Genomic DNA, 17,175 nt, shown 5'->3' on the forward strand with positions numbered 1-17,175 from the left:
GTATTCCTCACCCAATCCTCGTAATTTGTCCACAACGTGTAAAAAGCTTCGGATAGTAAATAGTATTCATAAATCCCTCAACCTGCGACTACGATATGATAAGAGATTGATCATAGGAACGCAGGTGAAAACATGAAAGAAACCATCTATCACACATTTGGTATTGATGTTCGTCAATTTACGCCATATGGCAGTTATCAGAGCTTTCAAACGGCGGAGGCTCTCTTCCTCATTGTTCCTGTGTCTCATTTGCGAGAAGAAGAACTCTCGGAGTTGTATCATATCAGTCAGTATTTACTGAATGCTGGAGACCCATACGTTGCTGTGTTTGAATTAACAAACGAAGAGAAGCCCACCTTCACTCATGGGAAGGAGCAGTATGCTTTATTAAAAGCAGCGCCTCCGCTCTCAAGCCGCTCGTTTCAGCAAGCGTCAGAGCTGGCAGCCTTTCATGTCAGGGGAAGAGGATTTCCATATGAAGTATCCGAAACAAAACGTGTCGGTGCCTGGAAGGAATTATGGGCAAAACGATTAGATCAGCTTGAAGGGTTTTGGATGCAGCAAATGCATCAAAAACCGCTGCAACGGTTTGAACAAAAATTCATTGAATCGTTTCCGTATTATCTTGGATTAACGGAGAATGCCATTCAATATTTAGTCGATACTGAACTTGATGATGAACCGAAAGAAGGTGACTCAGGCACTGTCTGTCATCAGCGCTTTTCACGTATGACATGGCCGCATGAGCAGCCGCTGCGTTTACCTGTGGATTGGGTCTTTGATCATCCAACCCGTGATATTGCCGAATACTTAAGAGAGACCTTTGTACAGCATAAGGAAGATTTAATTGAAGAGGGCTTTTCCTTTCTTCAGCAATATGAACAGGTGACACCTCTTTCCTCCTTTTCAAAGCGTTTGTTATACAGCCGCCTGCTGTTTCCGCTTCATTACTTTGAAATTGTAGAAGGCTACTACATGTCGGGAGAAAATGAAAAGTCATATTATGAAGAGCGGTTAGATTACGTCTTAAATGATGCAAGCCGCTATGAATACTTTCTGAAGGTCTTTCAAGAAATGAGTGCCATGCGAAGCGGCGGCAGCCCCATTCCGGCTGTTGGCTGGATTCAGCCTGCAGCTGATTTGAAGTTTCAGTGAACACACAAAACGTCTCTTTTCTCTTGAGGCGTTTTTCGTTATGCTTAAAGAAATCGATTAAAGGAGTGTTCTTCTTGCCGAAACCTTATGTCTATATCACAAGAAAGCTGGATGAAGCATCACTTACACCATTAAAAGAAGTCGCTCATGTTGAGATGTGGCCGAGCGAAGATGAGCCGTGTCCAAGAGAAGAGTTAGAAACACAGGCTGCTAAAGCGGATGCGCTTCTCACCATGCTGTCAGATCAAATAGATGAGACCCTTTTATCAAAGGCACCGAATATCAAGGTGGTTGCAAACCTTGCTGTTGGCTATGACAATATTGATCTTGAAGCAGCCAAAAAGTACGGAATCACCGTATGTCATACACCAGATGTCTTAACAGAATCGACGGCTGATTTAGCCTTTGCTCTTCTGATGGCGTCAGCTAGACGCATTGTCGAGGCGAGTGATTGGATTAAGGATGGAAACTGGACAGGCTGGGGGCCGCTTCTTCTTGCCGGTGCTGATGTTCATCACAAAACACTCGGGATTGTCGGAATGGGCAGCATTGGAACAGCACTTGCCAAGCGGGCCAAAGGCTTTAATATGAATGTCCTTTATCATAATCGTTCAAGAAAACCCGAGGCAGAAGCGCAGCTTGGCGTGACCTATGCGGCTTTTGAGGAACTGCTCAAGCAGTCTGATTTCATCGTCTGTCTGACGCCGTTAACCCCGGAAACGAAAGACATGTTTAATGAAAAAGCATTTGATCTGATGAGGAACTCTGCTTATTTCATTAACGTATCAAGAGGACAGACTGTGGATGAGGATGCTTTATATGAGGCTGTCACGACAGGAAAAATTGCCGGCGCTGGTCTGGATGTATTTAGAGAGGAACCTGTCAGTCCGTCTCATCCGTTAACGACTTTACCTAACGTCACAGTCCTTCCTCATATTGGAAGTGCCAGTGTCGAAACGAGAAAAACAATGATGCGTTTATGTGCTGAAAATATTGCGCTTGTCTTACAAGACGAGCCAGCCAAAACGCCGGTTCGTTTATAATATAAAGCTTCCCGGCTTTCGGGAGCTTTTCTGACAAAAATATTTTGAAAATATAGAATCTTGATATAAATAGCTGTTAAGCGGTTTCATTCTGACAATCTCTTATTTTATTACCTTGTCAAAATGAGGATACCCCTTTATAATGTGTGTACATTGAATGTCTGTGTAAGGTTAACAAATGTCTTTTTAGAGAGGACATTTACGGAGAAAGGTGGAATTTCAGGTGAAGGCAATTCGAGTTGGGCTATTAGGATTAGGAACAGTGGGGAGCGGTGTCGTAAAAATTATCCAAGACCATCAGGATAAATTAATGCACCAAATCGGCTGTCCGGTATTAATACAAAAAGTGCTTGTGAGCAATCCCGATAAAAAAAGAGATGTGGATGTCGCAAGAGAGGTCTTCACAACTGAAGTATACGATGTGATTAGAGATCCAGAGGTCGACGTCATCATTGAAGTGATGGGCGGCATTGAAGAGACAAAACAATATTTAATAGATGCATTGAATGAGAAGAAGCATGTTATTACAGCCAATAAAGATTTAATGGCACTTTACGGTACGGAGCTTTTACATGTAGCGAAAGAAAATGGCTGTGATCTTTATTATGAAGCAAGTGTCGCCGGAGGAATTCCGATTTTGCGTACGCTGGAGGAAGGATTGGCCTCTGACCGAATCACCAAGATGATGGGGATTGTGAACGGTACAACGAATTTTATTTTAACGAAAATGAACGTCGATAAAAGCGCATATGAGGATGTCTTAAAAGAAGCACAGGATCTTGGCTTTGCAGAAGCAGACCCGACAGCTGATGTAGAAGGACTGGATGCAGCAAGGAAAATGGCGATTCTTGCAAGACTCGGCTTTTCTATGAATGTGGATTTAGAGGATGTAAAGGTGAAAGGTATTTCTGATATCTCTGATGAGGATATTAATTTCAGTAAGCGGTTTGGTTATACCATGAAGCTGATCGGAATTGCTCAGCGAGACGGAGAGAAGGTGGAGGTCAGCGTCCAGCCAACCTTACTTCCTGATCATCATCCATTATCATCCGTCAACAATGAATTCAATGCGGTGTATGTCTACGGAAGTGCTGTAGGAGAAACGATGTTTTACGGACCTGGAGCAGGAAGTCTGCCAACGGCAACAGCTGTTGTATCAGACTTAGTCGCAGTAATGAAAAACATGCGCCTTGGCGTGAACGGAAGCGGATTTATCGCACCGCAGTTTGACAAGAAGATCAAATCCTCATCAGAAATATTTGCTCAGCAATTTTTAAGAATTCATGTCAGAGATCAAGTCGGGGCATTCTCCCGCATTACATCTATTTTTTCTGAAAGAGGTATCAGCTTTGAAAAGATCCTTCAGCTTCCTGTGAAAGGACATGATGAGCTGGCTGAAATTGTGATTATTACACATCAGACCTCAGAAGAAGATTTCTCAAATATCCTGCAAAAATTAAACGACCTCGACGTGGTGGTTCAAGTGAAGAGCACGTACCGAGTAGAAGGGAACGGTTTAAGCTGATGAAATGGAATGGACTCATTGAAGAATTTCAAGAATTCTTACCAGTTAACGAATCTACACCTAAACTAACATTAAATGAAGGGAATACACCGCTGATCCATCTCGCCAAGCTGTCAGAAAAGCTGGGGATCGAGCTTCATGTGAAAACAGAAGGCGTCAATCCAACAGGCTCTTTCAAGGATCGAGGAATGGTCATGGCCGTTGCAAAGGCAAAAGAAGAAGGCAACGATACAATCATGTGCGCTTCAACAGGGAATACCTCAGCAGCAGCAGCAGCTTATGCAGCCCGCGCTGATATGAAATGTATTGTCATCATTCCAGACGGGAAAATTGCCTTCGGTAAGCTTGCACAGGCTGTCATGTACGGAGCAGAGATCATTGCCATTGACGGTAACTTTGATGATGCACTGAAAATCGTCCGCAGCATCTGTGAAAAAGCACCGATTGCCCTTGTTAACTCGGTCAACCCTTATCGAATTGAAGGACAAAAGACAGCAGCATTTGAAATCTGTGAGCAGCTAGGCTCTGCCCCGGACGTACTGGCGATTCCTGTCGGAAATGCTGGGAACATTACGGCCTACTGGAAAGGCTTCAAGGAATATCACGAGAAAAAAGGAACTGGACTGCCTGTCATGCGCGGTTTTGAAGCAGAAGGTGCAGCGGCAATCGTTCGAAATGAAGTGATTGAGCAGCCAGAAACAGTGGCAACGGCTATCCGTATCGGAAATCCAGCGAGCTGGAAACAAGCTGTGGCAGCCGCAGATGAATCAAACGGAAAGATTGATGAAGTAACAGATGAGGAAATTCTTCATGCGTATCAATTGATTGCACGTGAAGAAGGCGTGTTTGCAGAGCCGGGCTCATGTGCGTCGATTGCGGGCGTGTTAAAGCAGGTGAAATCTGGAGAAATCAAGCCAGGCAGTAAAGTTGTTGCGGTACTAACAGGCAACGGACTGAAAGATCCAAATACGGCTATCGATATTTCACAAATCAAGCCAGTCACACTCGATGCAGATGAAGATCAAATTCTTGAACATTTAGAAAAGGCCGCACGCGTATGAGTGAAGCCTCCATGCTTTTTTCAATCACAGTACCGGGAAGCACTGCCAATTTAGGACCAGGCTTTGATTCAGTTGGAATGGCGCTCAGCCGCTATTTAAAGCTATCGGTCTATGACCATGATAGCTGGCTGTTTGAAGCAGAAACAGATGTCGTGTCTGGGATTCCATCAGGCACCGACAACCTGATTTATCAAACAGCCAAAAAGGTCGCAGATGACTTTGGAAAAACACTCCCGCCTGTTCATGTCAAAGTGTGGAGTGATATTCCATTGGCACGGGGGCTTGGCAGCAGTGCTGCTGCCATCGTGGCCGCCATTGAACTCGCCAATCAGCTTCTTGAATTAAATATGACAGATGATCAGAAGCTCTTTTATGCAAGTGAGGTAGAAGGTCATCCAGATAATGCGGGTGCCTCTTTATTTGGTGGTTTACTGATTGGTCTCCACGAAGAAGACAAAACACATGCCGTTAAAGTGCAGCATGTGGATGTAGATGTCGTCGTGGTGATTCCTTTTTATGAAGTGCTGACAAAGGATGCCCGTGATGTCCTGCCAGAGGATTTCTCCTATAAACATGCCGTCAGTGCGAGTGCTGTGAGCAACGTCCTTGTAGCCGCCTTAATGACGCAAAACTGGCCGCTTGTTGGAGAAATGATGAATAAGGATTTATTTCATCAGCCTTACCGCACAATGCTCGTGCCAGAGCTGTCGAAGGTAGAGCATGTCGCTTCGCTAAAAGGAGCGTATGGAACGGCTTTGAGCGGTGCTGGGCCGACGATCCTTACCTTAGTGGAAAAAGGGAAGGGAGAAGCGCTGAAAGAACAGCTTGCTCAAAACTTCCCGCATTGCGAAGTCGATTTGCTGACGGTGCCAGTAGAAGGGGTTGTCGTGCAGCATTATCCTGTTAATCAAGTAAAGAACGTGCTGTGAATCTGCACGTTCTTTTTTATGTTTGTTTTTATGGGAAGAAGCAGGGATTATTATTTAGAGGATCGAACTATTTTTTATGCATATAAGGGGGAGATACGTTCATGAAGAAATTGATGATGGCAGAAGATTTAACGAAGATTGTTTCTGTTTCTCATCCGGTTTATTCACCAGATGGAAAAAAGGCAGTCTTTACAAAAGTCACTGTGAATGAGAAAAAGGACGATTACAATATCCATTTATGGGTTCGAGATGAAGAGACAGAGGAGCTGACACAATGGACATTTGAGGATGGAAAGCATCATCAGCCAGTTTGGTCAAAAGATGGCAGGCAGCTTGCTTTTATTTTACAAAAGCCAAAGGAAGTCCCTCAGCTGGCGCTCATGAAGAGCGAAGGAGGCGGCGTGCGAACCTTAACGACGATTCCTTACGGAGTATCTCATCCTGTCTTTTCTCCAGATGGCGCTTTTCTTTATGCGGCTGTGTCATTGAAACAATCAGAATCTGTTCATGATGAAAAAAAGGAAGAGCGAGATGACTTTGCTCCAGCAGTATATGATGATTTGACCTATAAAGCAGATGGAAGAGGCTTTTTAGATGGGCGATTCACGCAGATCGTGAAAGTGGATATCCGTTCAGGAGAGATAGAGCCTGTCACGAGTGAGCAGGTTCATCATATGAATCATACGGTTTCTCCGTGCGGCAAATGGCTTGCCTTTATTCAATTAAATGCACAGACACCTTACATAAGTGACGTGTGTCTCCTGTCATTAGAAGATGGTACGACAAGGAAAATTACACAAGCAAACGGCGCTTATTCCACCGTATCTTTTTCTCCTAATGGAAAGAGCCTTTTGTATATTGGACATGAGCGCGAATTTCAAAATGCCACCTTCCCATCATTATGGTTATATGATCTGAAGGAAGACAAAGCGGTTCTGTTGTCAGAAATGCTCGATATGTATGTTGGGAACTGTATGGCAGGAGATAGCGTGATGGGCGAGGCCTATCAGCTTCCGCAGTGGACAAAGGACAGCCAAGGGTTTTATGCGCTTGTTTCTGATCAAGGCAGTACAGGGATTTATTATTTCTCTATTGAAGGTTTAGCGTATCCTGTTCGACTAGAGGCAGAACATATCACCAATTTCAGCCTTCATCCAAATGAATCTAAACTGCTGCTCAGCAGGCTTTCACCTGTCTCACCAAGTGAGCTGTATGAGATGACATTAGGGGAGACAGAACTAAAGCAAATCACGTTTGAGCATCATGATTTTCTAAAGGAGCATGTCGTATCCGAACCTGAACCATTTTCTTTTCAGTCAAAAGATGGCGACGAGGTGCATGGCTGGTTTATGAAGCCTTCCAAGATGGAAGAGGGAAAGAAATATCCGCTCATTCTAGAAATTCATGGCGGACCGCATGCGATGTATGGTCATACGTATTTTCATGAATTTCAAATGCTTGCTTCTGAAGGCTATGCCATCGTATATATCAACCCGCATGGCAGTCATGGATACGGACAGATGTTTACCGACCGTGTGAGAGGAAGCTATGGTGACGTTGATTATGACGATGTCATGCAGGCTGTTGATCATGTGCTCAAAGCCTATGATTTCCTTGATGAAACAAGACTTGGCGTGACTGGCGGCAGCTATGGCGGTTTTATGACCAACTGGATTGTCGGACAGACCGACCGCTTTCGGGCAGCTGTCACACAGCGCTCCATTTCAAACTGGATTAGCTTTTATGGCATCAGTGATATCGGTTATTTCTTTACAAGGTGGCAGATTGAGGGGGATATTTATGATTCTGTCGATAAACTATGGGATCGTTCGCCGCTAAAATATGTGAAGCAAATGAACACGCCGCTGCTCATCTTGCACAGCGATGAAGATTATCGCTGTCCAGTTGATCAAGCAGAGCAGCTTTTTGTGGCATTGAAGGAGCTTGGGAAAGACACAAGATTGGTCAAATTCCCGAAGGCATCTCATGATCTATCCAGAAGCGGCCATCCGGGGCAGCGTATTCAAAGACTGACTTTTATAAAGGAATGGTTTAGAGAAAAACTAGCCTAATAAAAAACGAAGCGTGCTGACAAACCCTCGCATTCGGTGTCAGTCCTGCGTGCTGGTGCTCACGAATAGAAAATTCGCTCCGCGCCAGTACTCGACCTTCCTAGATTTCAAGGGTTTTCATATCACGCTGAAAAGAAGACAAAGGGCTAAAGCCTTTGTCAATCATGAAAAAAACGACCCTGATTGGGTCGTTTTCATGTCATATATGAATTAGAAAACCTGTTCAACTTCTACAACGCCAGGCACTTCTTCTAATAATGCGCGCTCAATACCGGCTTTCAATGTAATGGTTGAACTTGGGCAGCTGCCGCATGCACCAAGAAGACGTAATTTCACAATGCCATCTTCAATGTCTACAAGCTCACAGTCTCCACCATCACGTAATAGAAATGGACGAAGTTTGTCCAGTACTTCCTGTACTTGGTCTTTCATTTCGACTTCAGTCATTAGATATAATCGCTCCTTTCACAACATATCACCATTATATTCATCTGGACGATAAAAATCTATTGATTGGTTTCAAAGTTTCCTTTTCATTATAGCACAATCTCATCTTGAAACAAAAAGTGATTTTGGCTTTTTTCATACAGAAAATTCAGCTAAAATGAAGTTAGAATAGGGGGCTTGCCAAATGAATCAAACCGTCGATCTTTATGTATATGGAAGAGATGTCTTGTGCGCTAGCTGTGTGAATCTGCCTTCTTCAAAAGATACGTTTGAATGGTTAGATGCAGCATTAAAACGAAAATATCCGAATCAGCCATTCCGCATCACATATATTGATATTGAGCACCCGCCAGAAAACGAACAACAAAAGGAATTGTCTGAACGAATTCTTGATGATGAATTCTTTTATCCGCTTGTCTTAGTAGAGGATCAAATCGTTGGAGAAGGCAATCCGAAATTAAAAGACATTTATCAAGAAATGGAGAAATACGGGTACAAGGAGAGCAGTGAATAAGCTGTTCTTTTTTCGAGAAACAAAACGAACAAACGTTCTTTTTTATATTGAAAAGGAACGTTTGTTCGTTTATAATGAAATGAAAGGAGCGTGAGCAACATGAATTATTTACTGAAACAATCTCTTCATCAGCAAATACCGATTGAGATGATTTATATGAAGAAAAACGGAGAGTGCACGAAGCGTAAAATCATTGTCCATCGTCAAACCGATCAGCTCATCCAAGCGTATTGTTTATCGAAGAAGACGATGAGAACCTTTCGTAAAGACTGCATTCTTGCCCTTGCTCCGATCAAATGGACCCACTCACCGGCACATGCCGTTTCATAGAAAAAAGCTCCCTCGTCACGAAGGAGCTTTGAGAAAAAATTCACATGATTTAGCCGTTGTGATGCTTGTACATCCAAAGGAGTCCAGATTTCAGGAGTCTTGGCACCCGGCCAACAAGCGGACGATCAGCCACTAAGCCAAAGCCTGCTTTTTTCCCTAAAGAACCTAAAACACCTTTTAGCTTAAACTGTGGATAAGCCTCAGGAAGCGGCTCATTTTTCCAGCGTTTTTGCAGAGATTGGACAATTTGTTCTGCCTGCGCCTCAGCAAGCTGTGCACTTGGGGCATGCGGCAGACTTGCGCAGTCACCTACGACATATACATGCTCATCCCCAGGAAGATTGTGATGAGGAGTTAATACGACGCGTCCTTGTGCGTCTTTTTCAACATCCATCTCACGTACGACTTTGCTTGGCTGTATTCCTGCTGTCCACACAATGACATCTGCTTCAATCGCGTCATCATGGTTATAAACGACGCCTTCTTCAACCTTTGTAATATTGGCACAGTTAATGATCTTTACGTCATTTTCTTCAAACCACTTTTGAACATACAAACTTAATCTTTTTGGGAAGCTCGATAGAATCAGCTCTCCGCGGTCGAAAAGAATAATGTTTAAATCAGAACGGCTTTCTCTTAGTTCACTGGCCAGCTCTACCCCGCTAAGTCCAGCACCGACGATGCCAACCGTTGCACCTGCGCTCAAATTATTTAATTTGTTATACGCATGTCTTGACTGATCAATGGTTTGAATGCTGTATGTATGTTCTTTCGCACCAGGGACATTATGATACTTGTCCTCACAACCGAGTCCAATCACCGTATCATCATACGGAATCGGTTCACGGTCGCTGAATAAGATCTGTTTGTTTTCAATATCAATTTTTTCTACTTCCCCGTATTGAATATCCAGCTTCGGATGCTCTGGAAAAGATACTCGAATGTGATGATCAGAGATCGTTCCAGCAGCAAGTGCATAATATTCTGTTTTTAAACAGTGGTAAGGATTTCGATCAATTAATGTGATAGTGACATCATCAGGTAATTGATTTGGCAATAAGCGGTGGAGAACCCGCATATTCCCGTAACCTCCGCCGATCAAGACTAAATTTTTCATGACGATTCTCCTTTTCCCCGTAGACATTGAAAAACACTTATACTAAAAAACTTTAAGTTAAAATACCAAATAAAATTATATCGAATTTACTGTGAAACCACAATAATTGTTTCAAAATAACCTACATATTCATCAGTTAGTCCTAAATAGTAAAACATTTTACGAGGAATAGGCGTAACGATACAGATGAAGCTCATATTTTGACTAATACAAGGAATTTCGGTAGGATGGTAAGGCAATGTGAGGTGAAGCACAGTGTTTCCACTGATCGAATTTTGTGTAAGTAATCTTGCACAAGGGTCTCAAGAAGCAAAAGAGAAGCTTGAAAAAGACCCAAACCTAGACGTAATGGAATACGGCTGTTTAAGCTATTGCGGCAAATGTATGGACTCCCCATTTGCACTTGTGAATGGAGAATTTGTTTCAGGAGAAAATGCAGAGCAGCTAGTCGAGCGTATTTATGCTTTTATAGAGGAAAACGACATGTTTTAAATGCACCACATGGGTCATGAGGTGCATTTTTTTCACATTTCCATCTTCCATTTTTAAGGAAAATCAATAGAAAGCGCATCCAATATGTTATGCTAATAAAATATCACCAATGTGAAGCATCACACGAGAGAAAAAGAGGCATATGCATAATAAAAGCCCTTTGCCATGGCAGCAAAGAGCTTCTATGTATGAAAAACGGGGGATGATAAGATTGTCTCCTGAATCGACTCCTTTTATACTATAAAGAAACAACATTTTTGGAGGAAGCTCATGACATCATTTCAATTCACGAAAATGCACGGATTAGGAAATAATTATATTTACGTCAATCAGATGAAGGAACAGCTTCCAGAAGAGCAGCTATCAGAGATAGCGATTCGCGTTTCTTCTGTTTATACAGGAATCGGTTCTGACGGGATGATCCTGATTTGCCCATCAGATGTTGCACCTGTGAAGATGCGCATTTTCAACAATGATGGTTCAGAGGGCAAAAACTGCGGTAACGGGCTGCGCTGCGTTGCAAAGTATGTGTATGAGCATCAAATTGTGACGGACACAACGTTCCAGATTGAGACATTGTCAGGTCTTGTTGAAGCGACTGTTCACGCTCAAGATGGTCACGTTCAGCTAGTCACTGTAGATATGGGAAAACCACGTTTTGAAAAAGAAGCGATGCCAATGCTTGGTGAACCGGCCAGCACAACAATTAATGAGCCGCTTGATTTTGGCACTGCGAAATTAAATGGAACAGCTGTTTCGATGGGAAACCCGCACATCGTTTTTTATTTAGAGGACATTGAAAAAGCACCTCTTCATACACTTGGACCAATCATCGAAAAACACGACATGTTCCCAGAAGGCGTCAATGTAGAATTTGTAGAAGTTGTCAGTGAAACAGAGCTTCATTTTCGTGTGTGGGAAAGAGGTTCAGGGATTACACAGGCTTGCGGAACAGGGGCATGTGCTGCGGCTGTATCCACAATTGTGAATGGTCAGGCGAAAAAAGAAACAGACATGACCGTTCATTTAGCAGGCGGAGACCTCATCATTCGTTGGAAGGACAATGACCACGTGCTCATGACAGGACCTGCTGAAACGATTTGTGACGGCACATTTTATCTCTAAACCATTTATTTGAGAAAAGGCATCATCACGTTTATAATTGAAAAGAAACATCCAGTCAAAAGGAGGGATGATCATGAGTACACCAGTAACCATTACAGAAGCTGCTGCACTGCAGATTAAAGATATGATGAAAGAGCATGAAGAAGAAAATGCGTTCCTTCGAGTGGGCGTAAAAGGCGGCGGATGCAGCGGTCTTTCCTACGGCATGGGCTTTGACCATGAAGTTTCAGAGAAAGACACGCAGTTCGAACAGCACGGCATAAATGTCCTTGTCGATTCCGAAAGCCTTGATATCATGAACGGAACCATCATTGATTTCAAACAATCACTAATGGGCGGCGGTTTCACCATCGACAATCCGAACGCCATCGCGTCATGCGGATGCGGTTCTTCTTTTAGAACAGCGACGAATACCGGTACGCCGGAAGAGTGTTAAGGGTTAGTATTGATTAATTCTGTAAATCCATTACGATAATTAAAACCTCCTCAATTGATCATTTTTTGAGGAGGTTTTTTGTGTTGTTTTTAAAGATGCGAAGATTAAGTATAAAAATGTCCGCAATTTTTTAGTATTTCCTCTGTACCAAGTAAGGTCGCTTCTTCAATCCCTACCTTATTAATTCTCATGAATGATTGTACAGCTTGATAACCTACTGCATAACCGACAAAGGGTGATAATCCTACAGGTTGAAAGCCTTGTTCTTTGGCAATGGCATCACCAAACATATAACTACTGACCTCACCAAACCCTTTCATATGTAAAGCCTCTTTCATCACTTCTTTAGAATAGTCTAATTCCTCTTTATCAAAAGAAGTGACCCAAGGCCCTAAAACTTGTTCACCATAAAGCTCTTTTGCAAATGATTCAGCTAATCCCTCTATAATTAAATAATCTCCAACCGTGACGTTTCCGTAATCCCATTCAAAATGTGAAAAACGGATATTATGATGGAATTCATGTGCAATGAGAGCAGGAATTCTGGGGATATTATATGAATTTGGATATAGTGATATCTGAATAAATCCAGGAATTCCTCCAAAGCCACAATATCCTTTTTGCAGTTCAAGCTTTTTCGGATCAGCTATATATAGACCAAATCTCAACTCATCAGCATTTATTTGAAGGTTGTGCTTTTTGATGAAATCCATACAATGGTTTAAGGTCATATCTGCTGTTTGAAGAGCCCGAATTTCTTGTAGTTTTTTTAATGCTTGTTGTCCAGTTTGTGTATCTGTTACATCAAGATAGCCAAGCATCTTGGTTGCCATGATTACATCATAGCCATTTTGCTGTTTAGCTTTTAGCGGAACGTTTATCATATTCCACATCTTTTCAAAAGGTTTCATCATGGTGTGCCGGAAAAAATGCTCTTGATTGTGTTTCGTTGAGAATAACTTCTCGTATTGATCAATTGTATTCTCAATCATAATTTTCATAGCTGTTCTCTCTTTTATGAAGAGTAGTAAAGACTTTCATCGATTCGCTCATAAATGATGCCAATCCCTCACCATATCGATCTATATTCTTTGTGAAACGTTCATCTTGAATATAGAGTTGGCTCAAACCGTAAAAAGCATCAAGAGAGTAATAATGAAAGTTTTCGTTTAAAAAGACGTACCATTGTTTGATGACGATTTGCACCTCTTTGGATCTAGGGGAATGGTTGCGAAGTGAGGCTAGTTTATTAAAGATGCTATCCCAGCTATCAGATAATTCAATTTGTTCTTCTTTAGATAAATTATTTAGTTTTGAGCTGACTTCATCAACAGCTTGATTTCCCCAACGGTGACGAGCTTCTTTTTCATATTGACTAAATTTCATATTCATATTCTCAAACCTTTCTTTATAGGTGTATTGAGTTTCTCCCTTCAAATGCTCTAGCGTCTTATCAATATTTCCGATCATTTTATCAAGATTGTTTCGTTTCTCTATTAACATTTTTCTTTGTAGCATAAATGCTTCTTTCTTGTTAAATGAAGGATTGTGCATCATCTTTTGGATTTCCTTCAATGGAAATCCAAGTTCCCTGAAAAATAATATTTGCTGCAATGTTTCAAGGTTTTCTTCTGAATAGAGTCGATAACGTTTATCTGTTACTTCACTTGGAGTCAATAAACCGATCTTGTCGTAATGATGAAGTGTACGAATGCTAATACTAAATAATTCAGCTACTTCTTTTACTTTCATTTCAATCACCTCTCTTGATATCCACTATAAAATATGACGTTACGTTAGGGTCAATCATCTTTTTAAAAGTTTACATCATAGATTGTTGATCTTGTTTGAAGCAGCGAAAAGGATCTATGTTTGTCTCGCAAATCGCTCAATTTTGTTACAGCTTGCCCGAACAACTGGCTATTTCCACTCGAAAAGAGTATCATGAAAACCAAACATAAACTGTAGTCAGAAAAGAGGTTGCTGAGGTTTGAGTGAACAAATCAATTGCAGGAACTGTCATGAACTGATTCCGTATCGTTCCAAAACGTGTCCATCTTGCGGGATTGAGAAGCCGCTTCCGAAAAAGGAACGTGTGAAGGATCGGGTGATTTTGGTTGTGGCAGGGATTGTTGTGGTGCTGCTTGCTGCAATGGTACTTGGAATGGCAAATGCCTATATTGGGGTTTTTAAATAAACGAAAAAGGAGTTCCGCAAATGGGAACTCCTTTTTTGATCCGATCTTATTTGTTTTCAAATAAGCTTGTGGAATGGAGAGGCTGTACACGGGCTTTCGGGTCCATGTAAGCTTTCGCATTGTTGACAGCAGTTGGTGCTTCACCAAATCCGCTTGCAATCAATTTGACTTTTCCTTCATACGTACAGATGTCTCCTGCCGCATAGAAGCCTTCAATATTTGTTTCCATTGTAGATTTCACCACGATGGAGTTCTTTTCGATTTCAAGGCCCCATTGTTTGATTGGTCCAAGGGAGGAAACAAAACCGAAGTTGACGATCACGTCGTCCACATCAAGCACTTGTTTTTTGTCGCCTTTGACTTCTTCGAGCACGATTTGTTCAATGCGGTCTTCACCAATGAGCTCAGTTGGTACAAATGGTGTCAGTACATTGACCTTTGAGTTATGCAGGTTTTCTACACTGTGCTCATGCGCGCGGAATTTATCGCGGCGGTGAATAATGGATACTTCTTTTGCGATTGGTTCTAGCATAAGTGCCCAGTCCACCGCAGAGTCTCCGCCGCCGAGAACGGCCACACGTCTGCCGGCAAATTGGTTCAAGTCATTAATGAAGTAATGCAGGTTGCTTCCTTCAAATGATTCTGCTGAATCAAGTTCAAGCTTTCTCGGTTGGAATGCACCGTTACCAGCTGTGATGATGATTGTTTTAGAATAATGAATCTCTTGATTTGTCACAAGTTTAAAGATGCCATCTGCTTGCTTTTCAACCGTTTCAACTGCCTGCTCTAAGCAAATGGTTTGATCAAATTTATCCATTTGTTCCTTTAAGTTATCAATTAATTCTTGTGCGCGGATTTTTGGAAAACCAGCCACATCATAAATATATTTTTCAGGGTAAAGAGCGGATAGTTGACCGCCGAGCTGAGGAAGGCTTTCAATGATTTTTACACTTGCCTGTCTCATGCCTCCGTAAAACGCAGTAAACAATCCAACTGGGCCGCCCCCGATAACGGTAATGTCATATACCTTAGAATCTTCTTGCATTCCTTTAATCCTCCCAAATGAAAATTGTTATCACTATATCATATCATACCACATATCGCCCTTTGACTTGTTTTGAAAAACTTGTCGTTTTTTGATGCTGAAGCTTTGAAAAGAAGGAAAAAGTGAGAAAGACCGTTTATCATAAGGATTTTCAGTTTAAAGCCTTGAAAATTGGAGCAGAACTCGCTATTATTGTTAAGGGAACTAAATATTAATTTTTTATGAATTTTTGTCGGATACGGTCAAATGCTTTCGTTTTATGTAGGTGAAAGTTCAGATTTTCACATACTTATTTTTTTGTTTAAATTTCATAAAATGCCGCAAAGCGGTTGAGAATAACGATATGTAATTCTTTATCCGTTTTACAGCAAATTTAAAAAAGGTGGATGTGATTCCAGTGAATAAACCGAAAATCGTTGTATTAGGTGCAGGTTATGGCGGATTAATGACTGTAACAAGATTAACAAAACAGCTTGGCACAAATGATGCGGACATTACTCTTGTGAACAAGCATAATTATCATTACGAAACAACTTGGCTTCATGAAGCAAGTGCAGGTACACTTCATCATGACCGCTGTCGTTATCAAATCAAAGATGTGATTAACAGTTCCCGTGTCAACTTTGTACAAGCAACAGTTGAAAGCATTGATAAGGAAGCGAAGAAAGTTGTGACATCAGATGGCGAACTTTCTTATGACTACCTTGTTGTTGCACTTGGTGCTGTTCCTGAAACATTTGGTATTGCAGGACTGAAAGAATATGCATTCTCAATCTCTAACATCAACTCTGCGCGTCAGCTTCGTGAGCACATTGAGCTTCAATTTGCGACGTATAATACAGATGCTGAAAAACGTCCAGAGCGTTTGACGATCGTTGTCGGCGGTGCAGGCTTCACAGGTATTGAGTTCCTTGGTGAGCTTGGAAACCGTGTGCCTGAGCTTTGCAAAGAGTATGACATTGATCAAAAAGACGTGCGTATCATCTGTGTAGAAGCTGCGCCAACAGCTCTTCCTGGATTCGATCCAGAATTGATCGACTATGCGATGAACTACCTTCAAGGTAAAGGTGTTGAGTTCAAAATCGGTACAGCGATCAAAGAATGTACGCCTGAAGGTATCATTGTTGGAAAAGACGATGATACAGAAGAAATCAAAGCTGAAACTGTTGTTTGGGCTGCAGGTGTACGCGGTAACCCAATCGTTGAAGAAGCTGGTTTCGAAAACATGCGCGGCCGCGTAAAAGTTTCTCCAGATCTTCGTGTACCAGAAAATGATGATGTCTTCATCATCGGTGACTGTTCATTGATTATCAATGAAGAAATCAACCGTCCATACCCACCAACTGCACAAATTGCTATGCAGCAAGGTGAAACAGTAGCGAAAAACCTTGCAGCACTAGTAAAAGGCGGTTCTCTTGAAAGCTTTAAGCCAGACATCAAAGGAACAGTTGCTTCTCTTGGTGAACACGACGCTGTAGGTGTTGCGTTTGGTAAAAAACTTCAAGGAACAAAAGCTTCTGCAATGAAGAAAATCATCGACAACCGTTCTTTATTCATGGTTGGCGGACCAGGACTTGTTCTGAAAAAAGGAAAATTCAAGTTCTTCTAAACCATCATAGACAAAAACGTGTATCCTCGTGATACGCGTTTTTTTTATGTGTTGTGGTATATTTTCTCACTTGGTTAT

At 41.9% G+C, this 17,175-nt stretch carries 17 protein-coding genes and 1 pseudogene; 13 read left to right on the forward strand and 5 right to left on the reverse strand.

All coding sequences use genetic code 11. From position 1 onward, the window contains the following. Positions 1-132: 132 nt before the first annotated feature. From yutH to JVX94_RS18725, 6 genes are all read left to right on the forward strand, one after another. Positions 133-1,155, forward strand: a complete 1,023-nt coding sequence (yutH, locus tag JVX94_RS18700) for a spore coat putative kinase YutH (RefSeq protein WP_144472224.1) — start codon at positions 133-135, stop codon at positions 1,153-1,155. 74 nt (positions 1,156-1,229) lie between these two features. Continuing rightward, positions 1,230-2,198 carry a 2-hydroxyacid dehydrogenase gene (locus tag JVX94_RS18705; protein WP_205184098.1) on the forward strand — a complete coding sequence of 323 codons (969 nt, stop codon included), beginning with the start codon at positions 1,230-1,232 and terminating at the stop codon, positions 2,196-2,198. Between the two features lie 223 nt (positions 2,199-2,421). Further along, a complete protein-coding gene (locus tag JVX94_RS18710) occupies positions 2,422-3,723 on the forward strand; it encodes a homoserine dehydrogenase (RefSeq protein ID WP_095409492.1) in 1,302 nt (433 codons plus the stop codon). Continuing rightward, positions 3,723-4,784, forward strand: coding sequence for a threonine synthase (thrC, locus tag JVX94_RS18715; RefSeq protein WP_024423361.1), 1,062 nt, complete (start codon positions 3,723-3,725; stop codon positions 4,782-4,784). Before JVX94_RS18710 ends, thrC begins: the two co-directional genes overlap by 1 nt. Continuing rightward, on the forward strand, positions 4,781-5,713 hold the full coding sequence (gene thrB, locus JVX94_RS18720) for a homoserine kinase (RefSeq protein ID WP_039181185.1): 933 nt from the start codon (positions 4,781-4,783) through the stop codon (positions 5,711-5,713). The genes thrC and thrB overlap by 4 nt, the downstream gene beginning before the upstream one ends. Before the next feature lie 101 nt (positions 5,714-5,814). Next, positions 5,815-7,785 carry a S9 family peptidase gene (locus JVX94_RS18725; protein ID WP_205184101.1) on the forward strand — a complete coding sequence of 657 codons (1,971 nt, stop codon included), beginning with the start codon at positions 5,815-5,817 and terminating at the stop codon, positions 7,783-7,785. 210 nt (positions 7,786-7,995) lie between these two features. Here the strand turns inward: JVX94_RS18725 and JVX94_RS18730 are convergent. Continuing rightward, positions 7,996-8,295, reverse strand: a pseudogene (locus tag JVX94_RS18730) (NifU family protein). Positions 8,296-8,416: 121 nt separating this feature from the next. Here JVX94_RS18730 and JVX94_RS18735 point away from each other — a divergent pair. Then, entirely contained in the window at positions 8,417-8,746 is a 330-nt protein-coding gene (locus JVX94_RS18735) for a YuzD family protein (RefSeq protein ID WP_048237352.1), read from the forward strand. Between the two features lie 99 nt (positions 8,747-8,845). Further along, a complete protein-coding gene (locus tag JVX94_RS18740) occupies positions 8,846-9,076 on the forward strand; it encodes a hypothetical protein (protein WP_095409490.1) in 231 nt (76 codons plus the stop codon). Between the two features lie 49 nt (positions 9,077-9,125). Here JVX94_RS18740 and JVX94_RS18745 read toward each other — a convergent pair whose 3' ends face one another. Continuing rightward, positions 9,126-10,193, reverse strand: coding sequence for an NAD(P)/FAD-dependent oxidoreductase (locus JVX94_RS18745; RefSeq protein WP_095409489.1), 1,068 nt, complete (start codon positions 10,191-10,193; stop codon positions 9,126-9,128). Positions 10,194-10,448: 255 nt separating this feature from the next. Here JVX94_RS18745 and JVX94_RS18750 point away from each other — a divergent pair, with 255 nt between their 5' ends. The 3 genes from JVX94_RS18750 (at position 10,449) to JVX94_RS18760 (ending at position 12,246) form a co-directional block, all read left to right on the forward strand. Next, positions 10,449-10,685, forward strand: coding sequence for a YuzB family protein (locus tag JVX94_RS18750; RefSeq protein ID WP_008346813.1), 237 nt, complete (start codon positions 10,449-10,451; stop codon positions 10,683-10,685). Positions 10,686-10,955: 270 nt separating this feature from the next. Next, the gene (gene dapF / locus JVX94_RS18755; protein WP_144472232.1) at positions 10,956-11,810 is read left to right on the forward strand and encodes a diaminopimelate epimerase; all 855 of its coding nucleotides are present in this window, start codon (positions 10,956-10,958) and stop codon (positions 11,808-11,810) included. Positions 11,811-11,883: 73 nt separating this feature from the next. Continuing rightward, the gene (locus tag JVX94_RS18760; protein WP_024423354.1) at positions 11,884-12,246 is read left to right on the forward strand and encodes a HesB/IscA family protein; all 363 of its coding nucleotides are present in this window, start codon (positions 11,884-11,886) and stop codon (positions 12,244-12,246) included. A gap of 104 nt (positions 12,247-12,350) precedes the next feature. On the opposite strand, the gene JVX94_RS18765 is transcribed toward JVX94_RS18760, so the two are convergent. Both JVX94_RS18765 and JVX94_RS18770 read right to left on the reverse strand, forming a co-directional pair. Continuing rightward, entirely contained in the window at positions 12,351-13,247 is an 897-nt protein-coding gene (locus JVX94_RS18765) for a DUF2268 domain-containing putative Zn-dependent protease (RefSeq protein WP_205184103.1), read from the reverse strand. After that, positions 13,231-13,998 carry a MerR family transcriptional regulator gene (locus JVX94_RS18770; protein WP_186318688.1) on the reverse strand — a complete coding sequence of 256 codons (768 nt, stop codon included), beginning with the start codon at positions 13,996-13,998 and terminating at the stop codon, positions 13,231-13,233. Before JVX94_RS18770 ends, JVX94_RS18765 begins: the two co-directional genes overlap by 17 nt. 238 nt (positions 13,999-14,236) lie before the next feature. On the opposite strand from JVX94_RS18770, the gene JVX94_RS18775 reads away from it, so the two are divergent. Beyond that, positions 14,237-14,443, forward strand: a complete 207-nt coding sequence (locus JVX94_RS18775; protein ID WP_024423352.1) for a hypothetical protein — start codon at positions 14,237-14,239, stop codon at positions 14,441-14,443. A 46-nt stretch (positions 14,444-14,489) separates the two neighbouring features. Here the strand turns inward: JVX94_RS18775 and yumC are convergent, their stop codons facing one another. Next, entirely contained in the window at positions 14,490-15,488 is a 999-nt protein-coding gene (yumC, locus tag JVX94_RS18780; RefSeq protein ID WP_144472238.1) for a ferredoxin--NADP reductase 2, read from the reverse strand. A 391-nt stretch (positions 15,489-15,879) separates the two neighbouring features. Between yumC and JVX94_RS18785 the strand changes: the two genes are divergently transcribed. Continuing rightward, positions 15,880-17,097, forward strand: a complete 1,218-nt coding sequence (locus JVX94_RS18785) for an NAD(P)/FAD-dependent oxidoreductase (RefSeq protein WP_162473404.1) — start codon at positions 15,880-15,882, stop codon at positions 17,095-17,097. Positions 17,098-17,175 lie beyond the last annotated feature (78 nt).

The organism is Bacillus sp. PDNC022 (assembly GCF_016919285.1).
In the GTDB taxonomy this organism is placed as follows: Bacteria; Bacillota; Bacilli; order Bacillales; family Bacillaceae; genus Bacillus; species Bacillus safensis.